Genomic DNA, 18,631 nt, shown 5'->3' on the forward strand with positions numbered 1-18,631 from the left:
CAGGAGAGAGATGTCCTTCGATGCGCCGCCGTTCGCCCCGATCGGGGTCGTCGCGCCGCGCGTGCCGATCTCCTTCGAGCTGTATCCGCCGCGCACCCCGGCGCCGGTCGAGGCGCTGCATGAGACCATCCAGCAGCTCGCCTCGGTGACGCCGCGCTTCATCTCCGTCACCTACGGCGCCGGCGGCTCCGTGGGGGGCCGCTCGCTCGACGTGCTGCGCTACATCCGCGAGCACACCTCGGTCGAGCCGCTGGCGCACCTCACCTGCGTCGGCAGCACGTACGCCGGGGCCTCCCGGCTGATCCGGGAGTTCCTCGACGCGGGGATCCTCAGCTTCCTCGCCCTGCGCGGGGATCCGCCGATCGACGAGAGCGCGCCGTTCCTCGGCGACCTGGAGAGCTCGGCTCAGCTCGTGCAGCTCATCGACCGGGCGCAGGCCGAGCGTGCGCCCTACCAGGAGCGCCCCATCCCCGGCGTCCCGGGCGCCGTGCAGGTGACCCCGCGCCGCAAGGTGAACATCGCGGTCGCCGCCTATCCGAACGGGCACCCGCGCTCGACCTATCGGAACCAGGACATCGACGCGCTGCTGGCCAAGCAGGCGGCGGGGGCGACGCTCGCGATCACGCAGCTCTTCTTCCATCCCGACGACTACTTCGCCTTCGTCGAGCGGGCCCGCCGCGCCGGGGTGACGATCCCGATCCTGCCCGGGATCATGCCGATCACCTCGCCCGCCCGGCTCCGCCGTGTGCTGGAGCTCAGCGGCGAGGAGCTGCCCGCCGAACTGTCCATCGCGCTCGAGGTCGAGCCCACCGCCGAGGGGCGCACCGAGATCGGCATCGCCCAGGCGGCCGCCCTCGTTCGCGAGCTCGTCGACGGCGGCGCACCCGGCGTGCACCTGTACGCCTTCAACCAGCACCGCACCGTGCTCGACGTGCTCGAGAACGCCGGCGTGCTCCAGACCGTCGGCGCGCGCTGAGCCGCACCTTCCCCCTTCCGTCAGAGAGGACCGTCATGACCGCATTCCCCGAGGGCACCGTCCTGGGCTACCCCCGCATCGGCCGTCGCCGCGAGCTCAAGAAGGCCGTCGAGGCGTTCTGGGCCGGGCGGATCGACGAGGCCGAGCTCGAGCGCACCGCCGCCGAGCTGCGCGCGACCACCCGGGAGCGCCTCGCCGCGCAGGGGCTGGGCCGTGACGACTCGGCGATCCCCGAGTCGTTCTCGTACTACGACCAGGTGCTCGACGCCGCCGTCACGGTCGGCGCGATCCCGGCGCGCTTCGAGGATCTCCGCTCCGAGGACGGCACGATCGGCCTGCCCGCCTACTTCACCGTCGCCCGCGGCGAAGGCGAGCGCGCGCCGCTCGAGATGACGAAGTGGTTCGACACGAACTACCATTACCTCGTGCCGGAGATCGGCCCCGACACCGTGTTCTCGCTGTCCAGCGACCGCATCGTGCGCCAGGTGCAGGAGGCGGCGGAAGCCGGCTTCCGCACGCGTCCGGTGGTCGTCGGCCCCGTCACCTTCCTCGCCCTCGCCAAGGCGGCCGACGAGGCGCCCGCGGGCTTCGACCCGCTGTCGCGCCTGGACGACCTGCTGCCGGTGTACGCCGAGCTGCTCGGCGCGCTCAAGGCCGCGGGTGCGGAGTGGGTGCAGCTCGACGAGCCGGCCCTCGTGAGCGAGTCCCTGCCCGCCTCGGTCGCCGAGCTCGGCGCCGCCGCCGCACGCGCCTACGGCGTCCTCGGCGGGCTCGCCGAGCGCCCGGCGATCTTCGTCGCCGCGCCGTACGCGGCGCTCGACGCGAACCTCGAGGTCCTCGCCGGGGCCCCGATCGAGGCGATCGGCCTCGACCTGGTGCGCGGCACCGTGCCCGCTGCCGTCCCCGGACTCGCGGACAAGGTGCTCGTCGGCGGCGTGATCGACGGTCACAACATCTGGCGCGGCGACCTCGCTGCGGCCTTCGACACCCTCGAGGCGCTGCGCGGTCTCGGCGCGGCCGGCGTCTCCGCCGCGACCTCCACGTCGCTGCAGCACGTGCCGCACGACGTCGAGGACGAGACGAAGCTCGATGCCCGGCTGGTGAGCTGGCTCGCCTTCGCCGACCAGAAGGTCGCCCAGGTCACGACCCTCGCCACGGGTCTCGCCGAGGGCCGCGACGCGATCGCCGCCGAGCTCGACGCCGCGTCCGCCGCTCTCGCCGATCGCCTGAGCGCCTCCGGCGTGCGCGTCGAGGCCGTGCGTGCGCGGACCGCGGGCCTCACCGAGGGCGACTTCAGCCGCGGGGACTACGACGCCCGCGTCGTGGCGCAGGAGAACGCGCTGAACCTGCCCGCGCTGCCGCTCACCACGATCGGATCCTTCCCGCAGACCGGCGAGATCCGTCGCGCCCGTGCGCAGTTCACCCGGGGCGAGATCACCGCCGACGAGTACGACGGCTTCCTCCGCGACGAGATCGGCCGTGTCGTCGAGCTCCAGGAGGAGCTGGGCCTGGACGTGCTCGTGCACGGCGAGCCCGAGCGCAACGACATGGTGCAGTACTTCGCCGAGAACCTCGACGGCTTCGACGTCACCGAGAACGGCTGGGTGCAGTCCTACGGATCCCGCGCCACGCGTCCGTCGATCCTGTGGGGGGACGTCTCCCGCCCCGCGCCGATCACGGTCGCCTGGTCGCAGTACGCCCAGTCCCTCACGGCGAAGCCGATGAAGGGCATGCTGACGGGTCCCGTCACGATCCTGGCGTGGTCGTTCGTGCGCGACGACCAGCCGCTCGCGGAGACCGCGAACCAGGTGGCGCTGGCGCTGCGCGACGAGATCGCCGATCTCGAGGCCGCCGGCATCGGCGTGATCCAGGTCGACGAGCCGGCGCTGCGCGAGCTGCTGCCGCTCAAGAAGGCCGACCAGCCGGCCTACCTCGACTGGTCCGTCGCCTCGTTCCGTCTCTCCACCGCCGGTGCGGAGACCGCCACGCAGGTGCACACCCACCTCTGCTACTCGGAGTTCGGCGTGGTCATCGACGCGATCCGCGCTCTGGACGCCGACGTGACGTCGATCGAGGCCGCCCGCAGCCGCATGGAGGTCGTCACCGACATCGCCGCCTCGGGCTTCGACCACGGCATCGGCCCGGGCGTCTACGACATCCATTCGCCGCGCGTGCCGGAGACCGCCGAGATCGAGACGCTGCTGCGTCGCGCCGTCGAGGAGATCCCCACGCGTCAGCTCTGGGTCAACCCGGACTGCGGCCTGAAGACGCGTGGCTACGAGGAGACCAACGCCTCGCTGCGCAACATCGTCGAGGCCACCCGTCGCGTCCGCGAGGACGTGTCGGTCGCGGTCTGACCGTGTAGGTCGTCCTGCTCGTCGAGGCCCCCTCACAGCGCCGAGGCCCCCTCTCAGATCCGGATCTGAGAGGGGGCCTCGGTGCGCAGAGGGGGTATCGGCGCGGATGGCGCGATGGCGCGATGGCGCGATGGCGCGTGAGGATCAGACCGCGCGCAGCACGGCCACGACCTTGCCCAGCACGGTCGCGTCATCGCCCAGGATGGGCTCGAACGCGCTGTTGCGCGGCAGCAGCCACACGTGACCGTCGCGGCGGCGGAACGTCTTGACGGTGGCCTCGCCGTCGAGCATCGCGGCGACGATCTCGCCGTTCTCGGCCGTGCCCTGGGAGCGCACGACCACCCAGTCCCCGTCGCAGATCGCGGCGTCGATCATCGACTCGCCGGAGACCTTCAGCATGAACAGGTCGCCCTTGCCGACGAGCTGGCGGGGGAGGGGGAAGATCTCCTCGACCTGCTGCTCCGCCGTGATCGGCACACCCGCCGCGATCCGGCCGACGAGCGGCACCAGGGCCGCGTCGCCGACCGACGGCGCCGTGTCGGCGGGGTTCTCCGTGGAGGTCCCCGGGAGGTCGATCAGCACCTCCATGGCGCGGGTCTTGCCGGCGTCGCGGCGCAGGTAGCCGCTCAGCTCGAGCTGGCCGAGCTGATGCGTCACGCTGCTCAGCGACTTGAGGCCGACGGCGTCGCCGATCTCGCGCATGCTCGGCGGGTAGCCGTACCGGGCGATCGAGGTCTGGATGACCTCGAGGATCGCCATCTGCTTCGCACTGAGGCTCTTGCGGCGCCGCGTCCGCGGGGCCTCGGAGCCGGGGGTCGCGCCGTCGCTCATGCCATCTCCTTCGTGTGCGTCCGGCCTTCGCGGAGCCGTTCGATCCCGCCTGTCCGGGGGCGGCGGTTCGAATGTCGGTGGTCCGTGATGGGGTCTTGTTATCGAAACCGTATCCGAGACCGGAGCGGAATCGGTAGATCTGTTCGAGCGTGTCGATGAATTCGGATCCCCGATTTTCGAAGAACGCTTGACAGATGTTCGAACTCGAAAGTAGTTTCGGAACGTAGGTTCGCCTCTCCAGAGGCCCAGACCCCCGGAAGCTCACACAGAGGAGCTATCGGGATCCGGGGAGAGGCGGACCCGCACACAACAGAGGAGAAGCACCATGAGCAGCATCACCTTCGCCGCACCGGTCCCCGCCACGCGTCTGCGGATCACCGCCCGCGGTCGGCGCGTGCTGGCGGCGCTGGTCGCGCTGCCGGTGGCCGCCGGGATCGCCTTCGCCGCACTGAGCGGGGGATCGGCTCTCGCCTCGGGCGAGCACACCGCGGGAGGCGCGTTCGCGACGGTCACGGTGCAGCCCGGGGACACGCTGTGGTCGATCGCGGGCGAGATCGCACCCGACGCGGATCCGCGCGACGTCGTGGCTGACATCTCCCAGCTCAACATGATCGGCGGCGGCGTGATCGAGGTCGGTCAGCACCTGGCGATCCCCGCGCAGTACAGCGCGACGCAGCGCTGACTCGCACCGCGCCGGACTCGGCACCCGTGCTCCGCCGGAGCTCTGCAACCGCCGACATCTGTGCGCCGGTGCACATCCGAGCCGCCTAGCATGGCAGGGTGACTGCCTCGCTCGACGACTTACCCCTTCGTGACGACCTCCGCGGGCTCCGCCCGTATGGAGCCCCGCAGGCGCCGCTGCCCGTGGCGCTGAACGTGAACGAGAACACCCATCCGGTGCCCGAGAGCGTCGCGAGCGACATCCTCGACGACATCGCGGTGGCGCTGCGCGACGTGAACCGCTACCCGGACCGCGAGTTCACCGAGCTCCGGGAGGCGTTCGCGGGCTACCTCGGCCACGGCCTCGAAGCCTCGAACATCTGGGCGGGCAACGGATCCAACGAGGTGCTCCAGCACATCCTCCAGGCGTTCGCCGGTCCCGGGCGCACGGTTTTCGGCTTCGCCCCGACGTACTCGATGTACCCCCTGCTGGCCCAGGGGACGGGTGCGACCTGGGTCGCCGGCACGAGGCACCCCGACTACGAGATCACCGTCGACGAGGCGGTCGCGCAGGTGCGCGAGCACGACCCCGACGTGATCCTGCTCTGCGCGCCGAACAACCCCACCGGGACGCCCCTTCCGCTCGAGGTGGTCGAGGCCGTCTACGACGCCGCCCGCGGCATCGTCATCGTGGACGAGGCGTACCAGGAGTTCGCTCCCAAGGACTCGCCCTCCGCGCTGTCCCTGCTCGACGGGCGGCCGCGGCTGGCCGTCTCGCGCACGATGAGCAAGGCCTTCGCCTTCGCCGGGGCGCGGGTCGGCTACCTCGCCGCGGACCCCGCGTTCATCGACGCGCTCCGTCTGGTGCGGCTGCCCTACCACCTCAGCGCGCTGACCCAGGCGGCGGCGATCGCGGCGCTGCGCAACGCGCCGATCATGCTGGGGATGGTCGATGAGATCGTCTCCCAGCGGGATCGCATCACCGCGACCCTCGAGGCGCTGGGATACGCACCGCATCGCTCCTGGTCGAACTTCGTGCTGTTCGGCGGCGTGACCGACCCCGCCGCGACCTGGCGCGCGCTCTACGACAAGGGGGTCCTGATCCGTGATGTCGGGATCCCGAATCACCTGCGCGTCACGGCCGGCACCGAGGCCGAGACCACCGCGTTCCTGGACGCGCTCGCCTCGATAGGATCGGCCTCATGACCGCTCGTTCCGCCCGCCGCACCCGCTCCACCTCCGAGTCGACGATCGAGCTCGAGCTGAACCTGGACGGCACCGGTCAGAGCCACATCGACACCTCGGTGCCCTTCTTCGATCACCTGCTCACCGCGTTCGCGAAGCACTCGCTGACCGACCTCACGGTGCGCGCCTCGGGCGACATCCACATCGACGCGCACCACACGGTGGAGGACGTCGCGATCGTGCTCGGCCAGGCGATCCGGGAGGCCCTCGGCGACAAGAGCGGGATCTCCCGCTACGGCGATGCACTCGTGCCCCTGGACGAGGCGCTCGTGCAGGCCGTCGTCGACATCTCCGGGCGGCCGTACCTCGTGCACGAGGGCGAGCCGGCGGGCTACGAGCACCACCTCATCGGCGGTCACTTCACGGGTTCCCTCGTGCGGCACGTCTTCGAGGCCATCGCCTACAACGCCGCCCTCACCGTGCACGTGCGCGTGATCAGCGGCCGCGACCCGCACCACATCGCGGAGGCCGAGTTCAAGGCGTTCGCGCGTGCGTTCCGGCAGGCGAAGGCCCTCGACCCGCTGGTGGTCGGTGTGCCGTCGACCAAGGGCGCCCTGTGAGCGCGTCCGCCGAGGGGCGTCGCCCCACCGTCGCGGTGTTCGACTACGGCTCCGGCAACGTGCACTCGGCCGTGAAGGCGCTCATCCGCGCCGGCGCGGACGCCCGGCTGACCGGCGATCGCACGGAGGCCCTCGAGGCGGACGGACTCGTGGTCCCTGGTGTGGGCGCGTTCGCCGCCGTCCGCGAGGCCCTGGCCGCTCACCGCGGCGATGAGATCATCGAGCGTCGCCTCGCCGGCGGTCGCCCGGTGCTGGGGATCTGCGTCGGCATGCAGGTGCTGTTCGCCGGCGGGGTCGAGCGCGGGGCCGAGGTCGACGGGCTCGGCGAATGGCCGGGAGTGGTGACGGAGCTCGATGCTCCGGTGCTCCCGCACATGGGCTGGAACACCGTCGAGCCGGACGAGGGCAGCGTGCTGTTCCGCGGCATCGAGCACGAGCGGTTCTACTTCGTGCACTCGTTCGCCGCGCAGTCCTGGGAGCTGGAGGTCATGCCCCCGTTCCCGCAGCCGCGGCTCACCTGGGCGGAGCACGGATCGCGATTCCTCGCGGCTGTCGAGAACGGACCGCTCTCGGCCACGCAGTTCCACCCGGAGAAGTCCGGCGATGCGGGGATCCGGCTTCTGGGCAACTGGATCTCCACGCTCTGACCTCCGCGGCCGTGCGGCGGAGGGGATTGGTGCCCCACCGTCGCCCCGACTACTCTCTTCTCTCGTGCCGAGCCTGCAGCGGGCCGGCGCACCGTGACCCGAAGGACGACATGAACGAGTTCGCGCAGTCCCCCTCCCTGACCCTCCTCCCGGCCGTCGACGTGGCCGGCGGTCAGGCCGTGCGCCTGACCCAGGGCGAGGCCGGAAGCGAGACCAGCTACGGCGATCCGCTCGACGCGGCCGCCGAGTGGGTCGACCAGGGCGCCGAGTGGATCCACCTCGTCGACCTCGACGCGGCGTTCGGCCGCGGCAGCAACGCGCCCATCCTGCGTCGCGTCATCAAGCAGTTCCGCGGTGTCAACGTCGAGCTCTCCGGCGGGATCCGCGACGACGCGAGCCTCGAGGCCGCGATGGAGTCGGGCGCCGCCCGGATCAACCTCGGCACGGCCGCGCTGGAGAACCCCGAGTGGGCCGCCGATGTGATCGCCCGGTACGGCGACGCGGTCGCGGTCGGCCTCGACGTCCGCGGCACGACGCTCGCGGCGCGCGGCTGGACCAAGGAGGGCGGCGACCTCTGGACGGTGCTGGACCGCCTGGAGGACGCGGGCTGCAGCCGCTACGTGGTCACGGACGTGACGAAGGACGGCACCCTCAAGGGCCCGAACCTCGACCTGCTCCGCGAGATCACCGCGCGCACCCCGAAGCCCGTCGTGGCCTCGGGCGGCATCGCCAACCTCGACGACATCGCCGCGCTGCGCGAGCTCGTGCCGCTCGGCGTCGAGGGCGCGATCGTCGGCAAGGCGCTGTACGCCGGTGCGTTCACCCTGGCCGAGGCGCTGGATGTCGCCGGATCCTGACGACACCGCGTCCGCGGCGTGCGACCACGACCACGGCCCGCACGCCTCGGCCGGGACCGGAGACTCCGCCGGCGTGCCCTGGGCCGGTCGCTCGTTCCAGGAGAACACCCGCGCCGGTGACGACGGGTCGGCGGATCCGGCGCTCTGGGATGCGCTGACGCGCTTCCGCGCGGGGGAGGGCTCCCAGGTCGAGGTCGTGGACGCGTTCCGCGCCGCGCGCGTGCTGGTGCCCCTCGTCGCGGAGAAGGGCGAGGAGGGTGTCGCCCCGTCCGGCCTGACCGTGGACAAGACGCAGGAGCTGTCGCTCGTGACGGTCGCGTCGCCGGACGGACGCACGGTCCAGCCGGCGTTCACGAGCGTCGACACCCTGCGCGCATGGGACCCCGTGGCGCGCCCCATCCCGGTCGAGGCCGCGCGGGTCGCGCTGTCTGCGTCGTCCGGCGACGCCGAGCTGATCGTGCTGGATCCCGGATCCGCGACCGAGTTCGTGCTGCGCCGCCCCGCCGTGTGGGCGGTCGCGCAGGGCCAGCCCTGGGAGCCGAGCTTCTTCTCGCCCGAGGTCTACGCCGGGCTGCAGGCGAGCGTCGGCAGCGAGCTCGCCGTGATCGACGTCGCCGTCTCGGCAGGCGACCCGGACGCGCGGCTGCGCGGCCCCGAGCTCGTGGTGACCCTCGAGCTCGTGCAGGGCATGGACCGCGAGACGCTGGACGCAGTGTTGGCGCGTCTCGCCCAGCGCTGGGCCGCGGACGACCGGATCGCCGTGCTGGTCGACTCGCTCACGGTGCGGCTGCGCGCCGGCGTCTGAGCTCCGCCCCGGAGGGCGGGCCCGGTCAGGTGACCGGGCCGGTCCACTTCTCGCCCGGGCCCTGACCGATCGGGTCGGGGATCACCGACGCCTCGCGGAAGGCGAGCTGCACCGAACGCAGGCCGTCGCGCAGTGAGCGCGCGTGCATGTCGCTGATCTCCGGTGCTGCGGCGGTGATGAGCCCGGCGAGCGCGTTGATGAGCTTGCGGGCCTCGTCCAGGTCCTTCTGCGACTCAGGGTCGTCGGCGAGGCCGACCTTGACGGCGGCGGCGCTGAGCAGGTGCACGGCGGCCGTGGTGATGACCTCGACGGCGGCGACGTCGGCGATGTCGCGGGCCGCTCCCGCGGCGCCGTCATCGGTCGTGGAGACGGGGGAGACGTGCTCGTGGCCGTCGGGCGCGGGAGTGCTCACTGTGCCGGCTTTCCGAAGGTCTTGCCTTCTGATAGACTTCTGCGGGCTCCGGGGCTTAGGCCCCGGCACGAAAGAGGATTCACTTCCCACCCGCGCTTGCCGCTCAAGGCTACCGGGTCCAGCACTCCGCCGATTCACGTCGGTAGCCCGAGTCATCTCGGGAGGCACCGCGCAGCGACAGCTGTGCAGGCGTCAGGGTGCCGCCGGCGTCTGAGTGCCGGCGGGTGGGACGATTCCGCTTTCGCCCGTGATCCGTCCGGATCGCGGTGGCCGAAACCATCGTCTAAGGAGTCCGCATCAGCGATCCCCGCACCAATGAGCGCATCCGCGTCCCCGAGGTCCGCCTCGTCGGTCCCGCGGGTGAGCAGATCGGCGTCGTCCGCATCGAGGCCGCGCTGCGTCTTGCGCAGGAAGCCGACCTCGACCTCGTCGAGGTGGCCCCGAACTCGAAGCCTCCCGTGGTCAAGATCATGGACTACGGCAAATTCAAGTACGAGGCTGCGCAGAAGGCGAAGGAAGCTCGCCGCAACCAGGCGAACACCATCCTCAAGGAGGTGCGCTTCCGTCTGAAGATCGAGGCGCACGACTACACGACCAAGCTCAAGCGCGCCGAGGGCTTCCTCAAGTCCGGCGACAAGGTCAAGGCGATGATCCTGTTCCGCGGTCGCGAGCAGTCCCGTCCCGAGCAGGGCGTGCGGCTCCTCCGCAAGTTCGCCGAGGACGTGGCCGAGTTCGGCACGGTGGAGTCCAACCCCACCATCGACGGACGCAACATGGTCATGGTGATCGCCCCGCTCAAGAACAAGTCCGAGGCGAAGGCCGAGCAGAACGCGGTGCGCGACGCGCAGCGCGCGGCCAACAAGCAGGCCGCCCGCGACGCCAAGGCGCCCGCGGCGCCGAGCGCCCCGGCCGCACCGGCCGCACCGGCTGAGTGATCCGCCGGATCCCGTAGCCCCACACAGACCTCCCGCTGCATGCGGGCAGAACCCTGTCGCCCACCTGGGCGCCATACGAAGGAAGAGAAGATGCCGAAGCAGAAGACCCACTCGGGTGCCAAGAAGCGCTTCAAGATCACCGGCAGCGGCAAGCTGAAGAAGCAGCAGGCCGGCATGCGCCACAACCTCGAGCTGAAGTCGAGCCGTCGCACCCGCCGCCTCAACCAGGACCAGGTGCTGTCGAAGGCAGACGCCAAGGTCGCCAAGAAGCTCCTCGGCCGCTGACGCGCCCGATCGCACGATAGGAATACACGAAAATGGCTAGAGTCAAGCGCGCCGTCAACGCTCAGAAGAAGCGCCGCGTCATCCTCGAGCGCGCCTCGGGTTACCGTGGCCAGCGCTCGCGCCTGTACCGCAAGGCGAAGGAGCAGGTCACCCACTCCCTCGTCTACGCGTACCGCGACCGTCGCAAGCGCAAGGGCGACTTCCGTCGTCTGTGGATCCAGCGCATCAACGCCGCTGCCCGCCAGAACGGCATCACGTACAACCGCTTCATCCAGGGCCTCGGTCTCGCCGGCGTCCAGGTCGACCGCCGCATGCTCGCCGAGCTCGCGGTGAACGAGCCGGCGACCTTCGCCGCTCTCGTCGAGACGGCCCGCAAGGCTCTGCCGGCGGACGTCAACGCGCCCAAGTCGGCTGCGTAAGCACGGTTCCTGAGCCCGTCGAAGGGCTCGAAGGGGCGTCGTCCGTGAGGACGGCGCCCCTTCCGTGTCCCTAGACTGTGAGCGTGCTGGAGAATCCCCGATCCCCGCGCGTGCGCGCCGTCGCCAAGCTGACCAAGCGCAGTGCCCGAACCGAGACCGGCCTGTTCCTCCTGGAGGGCCCGCAGGCGGTCCGCGAGGCGCTGTCCTACCGCCCGGACGCGATCGTGGAGCTCTTCGCGACGCCGACCGCATGGGACCGGCACACCGACCTGCGTCATGCCGCCGCCGAGGCCGACGTGCGCCTCGAGTACGTGACCGAGTTCGTCCTCGCGGCGATGGCCGACACCGTCACCCCGCAGGGCGTGGTGGCCGTCGCGCGGCAGACGCCGACATCGGTCCGCGACATCTTCGCCGCATCGCCGCGCCTCATCGCGATCTGCGAGGAGGTGCGCGATCCCGGAAACCTCGGCACGATCATCCGCGCCGCCGACGCCACCGGCGCGGACGCCGTCGTGCTCACCGGTCGCACGGTCGACCTGTACAACCCGAAGGTGGTGCGCTCGACCACGGGATCCCTGTTCCATCTCCCCGTCTCTGTCGGGGGCGATCTCGCCGACGTCGTCGCCCGCGCACACGCCGCGGGCCTTCAGGTGGTCGCCGCCGACGTGAAGGGCGACGATCTGCTCGCGGCGCGGGCGGAGGGGGCGCTGGCCCGGCCGACGGCGTGGCTGTTCGGCAACGAGGCGCGCGGCCTCGAGGACGACGCGCTCGAGCTCGCGGACCGGGCGCTGCGGCTCCCGATCTTCGGCCGCGCGGAGTCGTTGAACCTCGCGACCGCGGCGAGCGTGTGCCTCTACGAGAGCGCGTTCGCGCAGCGCGCCTGACCGGCTTCCCCGGCCGGGACGGCTGATACCGTGGTGCGGATCCGGTCGACGGAGCCGGGGCACGCGAGGGGACGGCGTTCATGAAGATCCTGATCGTCGAGGACGACGAGCGCGTGGCGGACGCCCTCGCCGGATTCCTGGGCCGCGCCGGCTACGCGGTGGAGCGCGCCGGCGACGGACGCGGTGCGCTCGAGATGCTCGGCACCGACACCGAGGCGGTCATCCTGGACCTCGGGCTCCCGGACATCGACGGGATCGAGCTGTGCCGTCGCATCCGCACGGTCAGCGGCGTGCCGATCCTCATCGCCACGGCGCGCAGCCAGGTGCACGAGCGCATCCGCGGGCTGCGGGCCGGGGCCGACGACTTCCTCGTCAAGCCGTACGACGTGCAGGAGCTCCTCGCCCGCATCGAAGCGGTGACGCGCCGCAGCCAGGCGATCGGCGGGGGGCTGGGCCAGGTCGGCATCGACATCGACGGCGTCCGCATCGACCTCGTCGCGCGCCGGGTGCTGGTCGACGGCGAGCCGGTGGAGCTGACCCGCAAGGAGTTCGATGTCATCGCGGTGCTGGCCCGGTATCCGGGCGTCGCCGTGCCGCGGGAGCGCCTCATCCGCGAGGTGTGGAACACCGACTGGCAGAGCTTCGCCCGTTCGCTCGAGGTGCACGTCGCCTCCATCCGCCGCAAGATCGGCCGTCCCGCGCTCATCGAGACCGTGCGCGGGATCGGATACCGCCTGACGGGCCTCTGACCGTGCGCCGTCGTCTGTTCGTCGTGTTCCTGGTGCCGCTGGCGGCGGTGCTGCTGCTGCTCGGCGGCGCGTACGGATGGGCGGCCTCGCGCAGCGTGCAGCAGTCCTTCTACACCCAGCAGATCGGCGATATCGGCACGTTCGTGACGAGCGCGCGCCAGGCGCTGCTCTCGGGCAGCGCCGAGGTCCTGGACGGGGAGCTGCGCCGCTACAGCGCGCTGTACGGAACACGGGTGGTCGTCGTCGACCGCTCCGGCCGACCCTGGTCGCCGCAGCAGGCCGACGCGGAGGTGCTCGACCAGCCGACCGCCGACAAGGTGCAGCTCGCGCTCTCCGGGCGGCGCAGCGACCTGCCCGAGCCGGTGCTGCTGCCGTGGCAGTTCGCGGAGCAGTCCCTCGTCGAGCCCATCTTCGACGGCAGCGACGTGATCGGCGCGGTGGTGATGTCCGCGAGCGTGGACGCGCCGCGCTCCGAGATCGTGCGGCAGTGGATCCTGCTCGGCGTCGTGAGCGTGCTCGCGATCGGAGTCGGCCTGCTCGTGGTCGTGCGTCTGGCCGGCTGGGTGCTGCGCCCGGTGCACCGGGTGGACGAGGCGATGGAGGCGATCGAACGCGGCGACATGGAGGCGCGGATCGCCGACGACACGGGCCCGCCGGAACTGCACCGGATGATCCTGCTGTTCAACCGGATGGCGGAGGAGATCGAGCGGGTGGTGTCGCGCCAGCAAGAGTTCGCGCTCAACGCCTCGCACGAGCTGCGCAACCCCCTGAGCGCGCTCCTGCTGCGGGTGGAGTCGCTCGCTACCGGCCTGGACCGCAGCTGGGACCGCGACGTCGAGGCGACCCGGGAGGAGGGACGCCGCATGACCCGGATCCTGGACACCCTGCTCGCGTTCGCGCGCGGCGCGGATCCGGCTCCGTCGCGCGATCCGATCGACCTCGTCGCCCTCGCGCGCCGCCGGGTGGAGTCCTGGCGGGACGCGGCGGCGGCGAAGGGCGTCGCCCTGGTCCTGCTCGCCCCCGGGCCGGGGGCGGGCGGCCGCGTGCTCTCCAGCACCGATGAGACGATCGCGGAGAGCGCGCTCGACGCGGTGATCGACAACGCGGTGAAGTTCTCGCCCGCGGGCGCGCAGATCGAGGTCACCGCGGCGCGCGTCCAGGACCGATGCGAGCTGACGGTGCGCGACCACGGTCCTGGACTGCCCGAGGAGGAGCTCGCGCACGCGACCGACCGGTTCTGGCGCAGCGATCGCACGCGCACCACGCCGGGCACGGGTCTCGGCCTCGCCATCGCCACCGATCTGCTCGCCACCGTCGATGCGGGCGTGCGGGTCGAGGCGGCCGACGGCGGCGGCCTCCGCGTGGTGCTGATGCTGCCCGGGACGGAGACGCGATGAGTGCGGAGGCCGGCCGTCGCGTGCGCGGGAGGACCCGGGCGGCGCGGGCGCTCGCCCTGGTGCTGTGCCTGCTGACCGTGCTCGGGCTGGCGGCCTGCGCCCCGGCCGATCGCGGCTGGGCGGACCGGCCGCAGGCGATCGCCGGCGGGGGAGCGACGGGCGTGTACTACGCGTACGGGCAGCGGTTCGCGGCCGCGCTGAGCGCGCACCTCGGCGCGACGTTCACCGCGCAGGCGACCAACGGATCCGTCGACAACCTGGAGCGCATCGGCGCGGGCACCGCCGTGCTCGGCTTCGCGCAGGGCGACGCCGTGGCCGACGCCGTCGCGGGCACCGGAGCGTTCTCCGAGCCCCTCCCGATCGTGGCGGTGGCGCGGCTGTACGACGAGTACGTGCACATCGTGGTGCGGGCGGGGTCGGACGTGCACGACCTCCGCGACCTCGCCGGACGCGCGGTCTCGCTCGGCGCGCGCGGCTCCGGCGTGGATCTCGTCGCCCGGCGGATCCTCGGGGCGGCGGACGTCGATCCGGCCGGCATCCGCAACCCGGAGCTCGGGCTGGAGGCCTCGATCGGGGCCTTGCGGCGCGGCGAGATCGACGGCTTCTTCTGGGTGGGCGGGCTGCCCACGCCCGGTATCGCCACGCTCGCCGCGGACACCCCGATCCGGCTGCTGTCGATCCCGCCGGCGGTCGTCGACGCGGTCAACGCCGCGCACGCGGGCGCGTACCGGCAGGCGGACTTCCCCGTCGGCGCCTACGGCATCGACGCGTCGACCGTGACGATGACGGTGCCCAACTACCTGGTCACGCGTGCCGACGCCCCCGAAGGGCTCATCCACGACGCGACCGCGGTGCTGTTCGAGCAGCGCGGCGAGATCGCCCGGGGCGCCCCGGCCGCCGCCCTGCTCGACCGTCGTCAGGCGATCTTCACGGACCCGATCGCCCTGCACGACGGCGCGGTGCGCTACTACCGCGAGACCCACGACTGAGGTCGCGACCCCCTCCTCCGGAACATCGTCGTCGCCGGCGGGAAACACCCCGGAAACCGGAGCGACGAAACCCTCAAGGAATCCTCAAGCGAGGCGTTCCGCGGGCCGCGGAGCCAATAACGTCATCGCGTCGGGGCCCGCAGGGTCCTGGCGATAACCCGAACCATCCGGCCATTCGATTCATCGGAGAGTCAGTCATGACCGACGTCACCCCTGCTGCCCTCGGCGCCCCTCTCGTGGTCGTGCAGAACGTGCAGAAGCACTACGGCGAATTCCAGGCGCTGACCGACATCGACCTCACCGTGCACAAGGGCGAGGTGGTCGTGATCATCGGTCCGTCCGGATCCGGCAAGTCCACGCTCTGCCGCACGATCAACCGCCTGGAGACGATCACCAGCGGTTCCATCACGATCGACGGCGAGGAGCTGCCCGCGGAGGGCAAGGGCCTCGCCCAGCTCCGCGCGGACGTCGGCATGGTGTTCCAGTCGTTCAACCTCTTCGCGCATCTGACGATCCTGGAGAACGTCACCCTCGGTCCCATCAAGGTGCGCGGGATGAAGAAGGCGGACGCCGAGAAGGAGGCCATGCAGCTCCTCGAGCGCGTCGGGGTCGCCAAGCAGGCCTCCAAGCTCCCGGCGCAGCTCTCCGGCGGTCAGCAGCAGCGCGTCGCGATCGCACGGGCGCTCGCCATGCACCCGAAGGTGATGCTCTTCGACGAGCCGACCAGCGCCCTGGATCCGGAGATGATCACGGAGGTGCTCGACGTCATGGTCGAGCTCGCCGCGAGCGGCATGACGATGATCGTCGTCACGCACGAGATGGGCTTCGCGCGCAAGGCCGCGAACCGCGTCGTGTTCATGGCCGACGGCCGGATCCTCGAGGAGGCCGAGCCCGAGGAGTTCTTCACGAACCCGCAGTCGGACCGGGCCAAGGACTTCCTGTCCAAGCTGCTCACCCACTGACCTGATCCCCGCACCACAGCACCTGCACCGAAGGAGAAGCACATGCGAAAGTCACGGATCCTCACCGGCATCGGCATCGCCGCCGTCGCCCTGATCGCCCTCACGGGCTGCAACAGCGGCAGCCCGACCAGCCCCGGCGCGACCGGGGAGGGCGTCGCCCCCACCAGCGACAAGCCGCTGTTCGAGGTCGCCAAGGACGTCAAGCTCGAGGGCAGCCCCACGTTCGACCGGATCACCAAGAACGGCAAGATCACGATCGGCGTCAAGGAGGACCAGCCGGGTCTCGGCTTCAAGGACGCGACCACGGGCGAGCGCACCGGCTTCGACGTCGACATCGCGCGCTGGATCGCCGCGTCGCTCGGCTACAGCGAGGACAAGATCGAGTTCAAGGCGATCCCCTCCGCGAACCGTGAGCAGTCGATCGTGAACGGCGACATCGACTACTACGTGGGCACCTACTCGATCACCGACAAGCGCAAGGCCGTGATCGACTTCGCCGGCCCCTACTTCGTCACGGGGCAGGGCCTGCTCGTCCGCAAGGGCGAGGACACGATCAAGAGCGAGAAGGACCTCGCCGGCAAGACCGTGTGCTCGGCGACCGGATCCACGCCGCTGCAGAACATCCAGGCGAACTTCCCCGACACCAAGACGGTCGGCCTCGACCTGTACTCCGCGTGCGTGGAGCAGCTGATCAACAAGCAGGTCGACGCGGTCACGACGGACCAGGCGATCCTCATCGGCTACGCCGCGCAGGATCCCGAGGAGCTCAAGGTCGTCGGCGAGCCCTTCACGACCGAGCGCTACGGAGCCGGCCTCGCCAAGGGCGACACCGCGCTGCAGACGTTCATCAACACGATGTTCACCGACGGAGGGGACACCTGGACCGCGATCTTCGAGAAGAACCTGGGGGCGAGCGGCCTGAAGGTCACTCAGCCCGCAGTCGACAAGTGATCCGGGGCGGCCGGCGGGGCTGATCCCCGCCGGCCGCGTCTTCCCTCCCGGCGTCCGCGGACGCCTCCGAACCCAGTCCTCGAACTCGAAGGAGAGATGGCGTGGATGCACTCCTGGGCAACCTCGACCTGTGGGGTCAGGCGACCCTCAATACGGTCCTGCTCTTCCTCGGCGGCGGCGCGCTGGCCCTCGTGCTCGGCACGGTCGTGGGCGCCATGCGCGTCTCGCCCGTCCCGATCGCGCGGGGCGTCGGCACCGTCTACGTGAACCTCGTTCGCAACACCCCGCTGACCCTGGTGTTCTTCTTCTTCGTGTTCGGATATCCGAAGCTCGACCTCCCGGAGATCCCGTTCATGCCGCTGGGCATCATCGCCCTCGGCATCTACACGGCCACCTATGTCGCCGAGGTGCTCCGCGCCGGCATCAACACGGTGCCCGTCGGGCAGGCGGAGGCGGCGCGTGCGATCGGCCTCTCCTTCGGACAGGTGATGACCCTGGTCGTCATGCCGCAGGCGTTCCGCTCGGTCGTGCCGCCCATGATGAGCGTGTTCATCGCGCTGCTGAAGAACACCACGGTCGCCGCGGGCTTCTCCATCGCCGAGCTCGCCGCCCTCCGCGCCACGGTCGCCGATTCGGCGAACCGGCCCGGCACGGTCATGGAGATCCTGCTCTGGGTCGCCGTCGTGTTCATCGTCCTCGTGTTCCTGCTGAGCCTCGTGCAACGGCACTTCGAGAAGAAGTGGAGGATCGTCCGATGAGCGGCGCATCCGTTCTCTACGACGTCCCCGGTCCCCGTGCGGTGCTGCGCAACCGCATCCTCGGTCTCGTGACGGTATTGATCGTCCTCGCCGTGGTCGGCTTCATCGTGTACCGCTTCGCGGCCACCGGCCAGTTCGACGCGAGCCGCTGGAACCTCTTCACCTACTCGCTCGTGTGGCAGGGCATGGCCCAGGCGCTGTGGGCGACGGTGAGCGCGTTCCTCGCCGCCGGCGTCGGCAGCATCGTGCTCGGCTTCGTGCTCGCGATCGGACGGCTCTCGGACCACGCCTGGGTGCGGGTCCCGGTCACCGTGGTGATCGAGCTGCTGCGCGCCGTGCCGGTGCTGGTCATGATGATGATCTTCTTCTACGGCGTGAACTCGATCCCCGGATCCACGTTCCGGATGTCGGCCTACGCCGCGGTCGTGATCGGCCTGGTGCTCTACAACGGCTCGGTGCTCGCCGAGGCGCTGCGCGCGGGCATCGAGGCGCTCCCGAAGGGCCAGAAGGAGGCCGGGTACGCGATCGGCCTGCGCAAGTCCGGCGTGATGGCGTTCATCCTGCTGCCGCAGGCGATCCGCGCCATGCTGCCGGTCATCGTCGCCCAGCTCGTGGTCACGCTCAAGGACACCGCGCTCGGCTTCATCATCACCTACCCCGAGCTCATCTACTACGCGAAGTACCTCAGCTCGCAGCCGGGCCGCCCGCTCCTGCAGGCCGGGCTCATCGTCGCCGTGATCTACATCTCGATGTGCCTGATCCTCTCCGGCATCGCGAAGTGGCTCGAGGTGCGCACCCGGCGCTCGCCGAAGATGAAGGGCTACACCCCGGATGCGGGCGGTGGCGATCCTCGGATCCACGACGGCAGCACCGTCACGGAGGTCATCGCGATGCAGCGCGGCGCGGGCAAGTTCGACGGCACCAGCACCGGTCCGAGCGTCTGAGCCTGCGG

The 18,631-nt window shown here is 71.0% G+C and carries 21 protein-coding genes; 19 read left to right on the forward strand and 2 right to left on the reverse strand.

What is annotated here, in order from left to right:
* Nucleotides 1-10 precede the first annotated feature (10 nt).
* Together WFJ01_RS17750 and metE are read left to right on the forward strand one after the other, a co-directional pair.
* Nucleotides 11-976 (forward strand): methylenetetrahydrofolate reductase, encoded by a 966-nt coding sequence (locus WFJ01_RS17750; protein ID WP_251447188.1) that lies wholly within the window; start codon nucleotides 11-13, stop codon nucleotides 974-976.
* Nucleotides 977-1,011: 35 nt separating this feature from the next.
* The gene (gene metE, locus WFJ01_RS17755; protein WP_336629880.1) at nucleotides 1,012-3,333 is read left to right on the forward strand and encodes a 5-methyltetrahydropteroyltriglutamate--homocysteine S-methyltransferase; all 2,322 of its coding nucleotides are present in this window, start codon (nucleotides 1,012-1,014) and stop codon (nucleotides 3,331-3,333) included.
* Nucleotides 3,334-3,477: 144 nt separating this feature from the next.
* Here the strand turns inward: metE and lexA are convergent, their stop codons facing one another.
* Nucleotides 3,478-4,164, reverse strand: a complete 687-nt coding sequence (gene lexA, locus WFJ01_RS17760; protein ID WP_251447192.1) for a transcriptional repressor LexA — start codon at nucleotides 4,162-4,164, stop codon at nucleotides 3,478-3,480.
* A 325-nt stretch (nucleotides 4,165-4,489) separates the two neighbouring features.
* On the opposite strand from lexA, the gene WFJ01_RS17765 reads away from it, so the two are divergent.
* The 6 genes from WFJ01_RS17765 (at nucleotide 4,490) to WFJ01_RS17790 (ending at nucleotide 8,938) form a co-directional block, all read left to right on the forward strand.
* Nucleotides 4,490-4,846, forward strand: coding sequence for a LysM peptidoglycan-binding domain-containing protein (locus tag WFJ01_RS17765; protein ID WP_251447195.1), 357 nt, complete (start codon nucleotides 4,490-4,492; stop codon nucleotides 4,844-4,846).
* 98 nt (nucleotides 4,847-4,944) lie between these two features.
* Nucleotides 4,945-6,030, forward strand: coding sequence for a histidinol-phosphate transaminase (locus WFJ01_RS17770; protein ID WP_292888581.1), 1,086 nt, complete (start codon nucleotides 4,945-4,947; stop codon nucleotides 6,028-6,030).
* Nucleotides 6,027-6,629 carry an imidazoleglycerol-phosphate dehydratase HisB gene (gene hisB, locus WFJ01_RS17775; RefSeq protein ID WP_251447199.1) on the forward strand — a complete coding sequence of 201 codons (603 nt, stop codon included), beginning with the start codon at nucleotides 6,027-6,029 and terminating at the stop codon, nucleotides 6,627-6,629. The genes WFJ01_RS17770 and hisB overlap by 4 nt, the downstream gene beginning before the upstream one ends.
* The gene (hisH, locus tag WFJ01_RS17780; protein WP_251447201.1) at nucleotides 6,626-7,276 is read left to right on the forward strand and encodes an imidazole glycerol phosphate synthase subunit HisH; all 651 of its coding nucleotides are present in this window, start codon (nucleotides 6,626-6,628) and stop codon (nucleotides 7,274-7,276) included. The genes hisB and hisH overlap by 4 nt, the downstream gene beginning before the upstream one ends.
* Before the next feature lie 110 nt (nucleotides 7,277-7,386).
* On the forward strand, nucleotides 7,387-8,133 hold the full coding sequence (priA, locus tag WFJ01_RS17785; RefSeq protein WP_251447203.1) for a bifunctional 1-(5-phosphoribosyl)-5-((5-phosphoribosylamino)methylideneamino)imidazole-4-carboxamide isomerase/phosphoribosylanthranilate isomerase PriA: 747 nt from the start codon (nucleotides 7,387-7,389) through the stop codon (nucleotides 8,131-8,133).
* A complete protein-coding gene (locus tag WFJ01_RS17790; RefSeq protein WP_336629881.1) occupies nucleotides 8,117-8,938 on the forward strand; it encodes an SseB family protein in 822 nt (273 codons plus the stop codon). Before priA ends, WFJ01_RS17790 begins: the two co-directional genes overlap by 17 nt.
* Before the next feature lie 25 nt (nucleotides 8,939-8,963).
* Here the strand turns inward: WFJ01_RS17790 and WFJ01_RS17795 are convergent, their stop codons facing one another.
* A complete protein-coding gene (locus WFJ01_RS17795; RefSeq protein ID WP_251447207.1) occupies nucleotides 8,964-9,350 on the reverse strand; it encodes a DUF1844 domain-containing protein in 387 nt (128 codons plus the stop codon).
* 323 nt (nucleotides 9,351-9,673) lie between these two features.
* Here WFJ01_RS17795 and infC point away from each other — a divergent pair, with 323 nt between their 5' ends.
* From infC to WFJ01_RS17850, 11 genes are all read left to right on the forward strand, one after another.
* Nucleotides 9,674-10,285 (forward strand): translation initiation factor IF-3, encoded by a 612-nt coding sequence (infC, locus tag WFJ01_RS17800; RefSeq protein ID WP_442928079.1) that lies wholly within the window; start codon nucleotides 9,674-9,676, stop codon nucleotides 10,283-10,285.
* 90 nt (nucleotides 10,286-10,375) lie between these two features.
* Nucleotides 10,376-10,570, forward strand: a complete 195-nt coding sequence (gene rpmI, locus WFJ01_RS17805; RefSeq protein WP_182253581.1) for a 50S ribosomal protein L35 — start codon at nucleotides 10,376-10,378, stop codon at nucleotides 10,568-10,570.
* A 32-nt stretch (nucleotides 10,571-10,602) separates the two neighbouring features.
* Nucleotides 10,603-10,989: a 50S ribosomal protein L20 gene (gene rplT, locus WFJ01_RS17810; RefSeq protein WP_045249837.1), complete on the forward strand. Its 387-nt coding sequence runs from the start codon at nucleotides 10,603-10,605 to the stop codon at nucleotides 10,987-10,989.
* 83 nt (nucleotides 10,990-11,072) lie between these two features.
* Nucleotides 11,073-11,873, forward strand: coding sequence for a TrmH family RNA methyltransferase (locus WFJ01_RS17815; RefSeq protein WP_251447209.1), 801 nt, complete (start codon nucleotides 11,073-11,075; stop codon nucleotides 11,871-11,873).
* An 80-nt stretch (nucleotides 11,874-11,953) separates the two neighbouring features.
* Nucleotides 11,954-12,622 carry a response regulator transcription factor gene (locus tag WFJ01_RS17820; RefSeq protein ID WP_251447211.1) on the forward strand — a complete coding sequence of 223 codons (669 nt, stop codon included), beginning with the start codon at nucleotides 11,954-11,956 and terminating at the stop codon, nucleotides 12,620-12,622.
* Between the two features lie 2 nt (nucleotides 12,623-12,624).
* Entirely contained in the window at nucleotides 12,625-14,019 is a 1,395-nt protein-coding gene (locus WFJ01_RS17825) for a sensor histidine kinase (protein WP_251447213.1), read from the forward strand.
* On the forward strand, nucleotides 14,016-15,008 hold the full coding sequence (locus WFJ01_RS17830) for a TAXI family TRAP transporter solute-binding subunit (RefSeq protein ID WP_292888569.1): 993 nt from the start codon (nucleotides 14,016-14,018) through the stop codon (nucleotides 15,006-15,008). The genes WFJ01_RS17825 and WFJ01_RS17830 overlap by 4 nt, the downstream gene beginning before the upstream one ends.
* Before the next feature lie 197 nt (nucleotides 15,009-15,205).
* On the forward strand, nucleotides 15,206-15,970 hold the full coding sequence (locus WFJ01_RS17835) for an amino acid ABC transporter ATP-binding protein (RefSeq protein ID WP_251447217.1): 765 nt from the start codon (nucleotides 15,206-15,208) through the stop codon (nucleotides 15,968-15,970).
* Between the two features lie 42 nt (nucleotides 15,971-16,012).
* Nucleotides 16,013-16,921, forward strand: coding sequence for a glutamate ABC transporter substrate-binding protein (locus WFJ01_RS17840; RefSeq protein WP_336629882.1), 909 nt, complete (start codon nucleotides 16,013-16,015; stop codon nucleotides 16,919-16,921).
* A gap of 101 nt (nucleotides 16,922-17,022) precedes the next feature.
* Complete coding sequence (locus tag WFJ01_RS17845; RefSeq protein ID WP_251447221.1) at nucleotides 17,023-17,679, forward strand: amino acid ABC transporter permease; 657 nt, start codon at nucleotides 17,023-17,025, stop codon at nucleotides 17,677-17,679.
* Nucleotides 17,676-18,623, forward strand: a complete 948-nt coding sequence (locus WFJ01_RS17850; RefSeq protein WP_336629883.1) for an amino acid ABC transporter permease — start codon at nucleotides 17,676-17,678, stop codon at nucleotides 18,621-18,623. The genes WFJ01_RS17845 and WFJ01_RS17850 overlap by 4 nt, the downstream gene beginning before the upstream one ends.
* The last annotated feature ends 8 nt before the right edge of the window (nucleotides 18,624-18,631 follow it).

The sequence above is a fragment of the Microbacterium sp. MMO-35 genome, assembly GCF_037147555.1.
GTDB lineage: Bacteria > Actinomycetota > Actinomycetes > Actinomycetales > Microbacteriaceae > Microbacterium.

Excerpts from the sequence above, each read along its gene's own strand:
- WFJ01_RS17750 (WP_251447188.1), top strand. The coding sequence starts at position 11 with ATGTCCTTCGATGCGCCGCCGTTCGCCCCGATCGGGGTCGTCGCGCCG.
- metE (WP_336629880.1), top strand. The coding sequence starts at position 1,012 with ATGACCGCATTCCCCGAGGGCACCGTCCTGGGCTACCCCCGCATCGGC.
- lexA (WP_251447192.1), bottom strand. The coding sequence starts at position 4,164 with ATGAGCGACGGCGCGACCCCCGGCTCCGAGGCCCCGCGGACGCGGCGC.
- WFJ01_RS17765 (WP_251447195.1), top strand. The coding sequence starts at position 4,490 with ATGAGCAGCATCACCTTCGCCGCACCGGTCCCCGCCACGCGTCTGCGG.
- hisB (WP_251447199.1), top strand. The coding sequence starts at position 6,027 with ATGACCGCTCGTTCCGCCCGCCGCACCCGCTCCACCTCCGAGTCGACG.
- priA (WP_251447203.1), top strand. The coding sequence starts at position 7,387 with ATGAACGAGTTCGCGCAGTCCCCCTCCCTGACCCTCCTCCCGGCCGTC.
- WFJ01_RS17790 (WP_336629881.1), top strand. The coding sequence starts at position 8,117 with ATGTCGCCGGATCCTGACGACACCGCGTCCGCGGCGTGCGACCACGAC.
- rpmI (WP_182253581.1), top strand. The coding sequence starts at position 10,376 with ATGCCGAAGCAGAAGACCCACTCGGGTGCCAAGAAGCGCTTCAAGATC.
- rplT (WP_045249837.1), top strand. The coding sequence starts at position 10,603 with ATGGCTAGAGTCAAGCGCGCCGTCAACGCTCAGAAGAAGCGCCGCGTC.
- WFJ01_RS17820 (WP_251447211.1), top strand. The coding sequence starts at position 11,954 with ATGAAGATCCTGATCGTCGAGGACGACGAGCGCGTGGCGGACGCCCTC.
- WFJ01_RS17830 (WP_292888569.1), top strand. The coding sequence starts at position 14,016 with ATGAGTGCGGAGGCCGGCCGTCGCGTGCGCGGGAGGACCCGGGCGGCG.
- WFJ01_RS17835 (WP_251447217.1), top strand. The coding sequence starts at position 15,206 with ATGACCGACGTCACCCCTGCTGCCCTCGGCGCCCCTCTCGTGGTCGTG.
- WFJ01_RS17840 (WP_336629882.1), top strand. The coding sequence starts at position 16,013 with ATGCGAAAGTCACGGATCCTCACCGGCATCGGCATCGCCGCCGTCGCC.
- WFJ01_RS17850 (WP_336629883.1), top strand. The coding sequence starts at position 17,676 with ATGAGCGGCGCATCCGTTCTCTACGACGTCCCCGGTCCCCGTGCGGTG.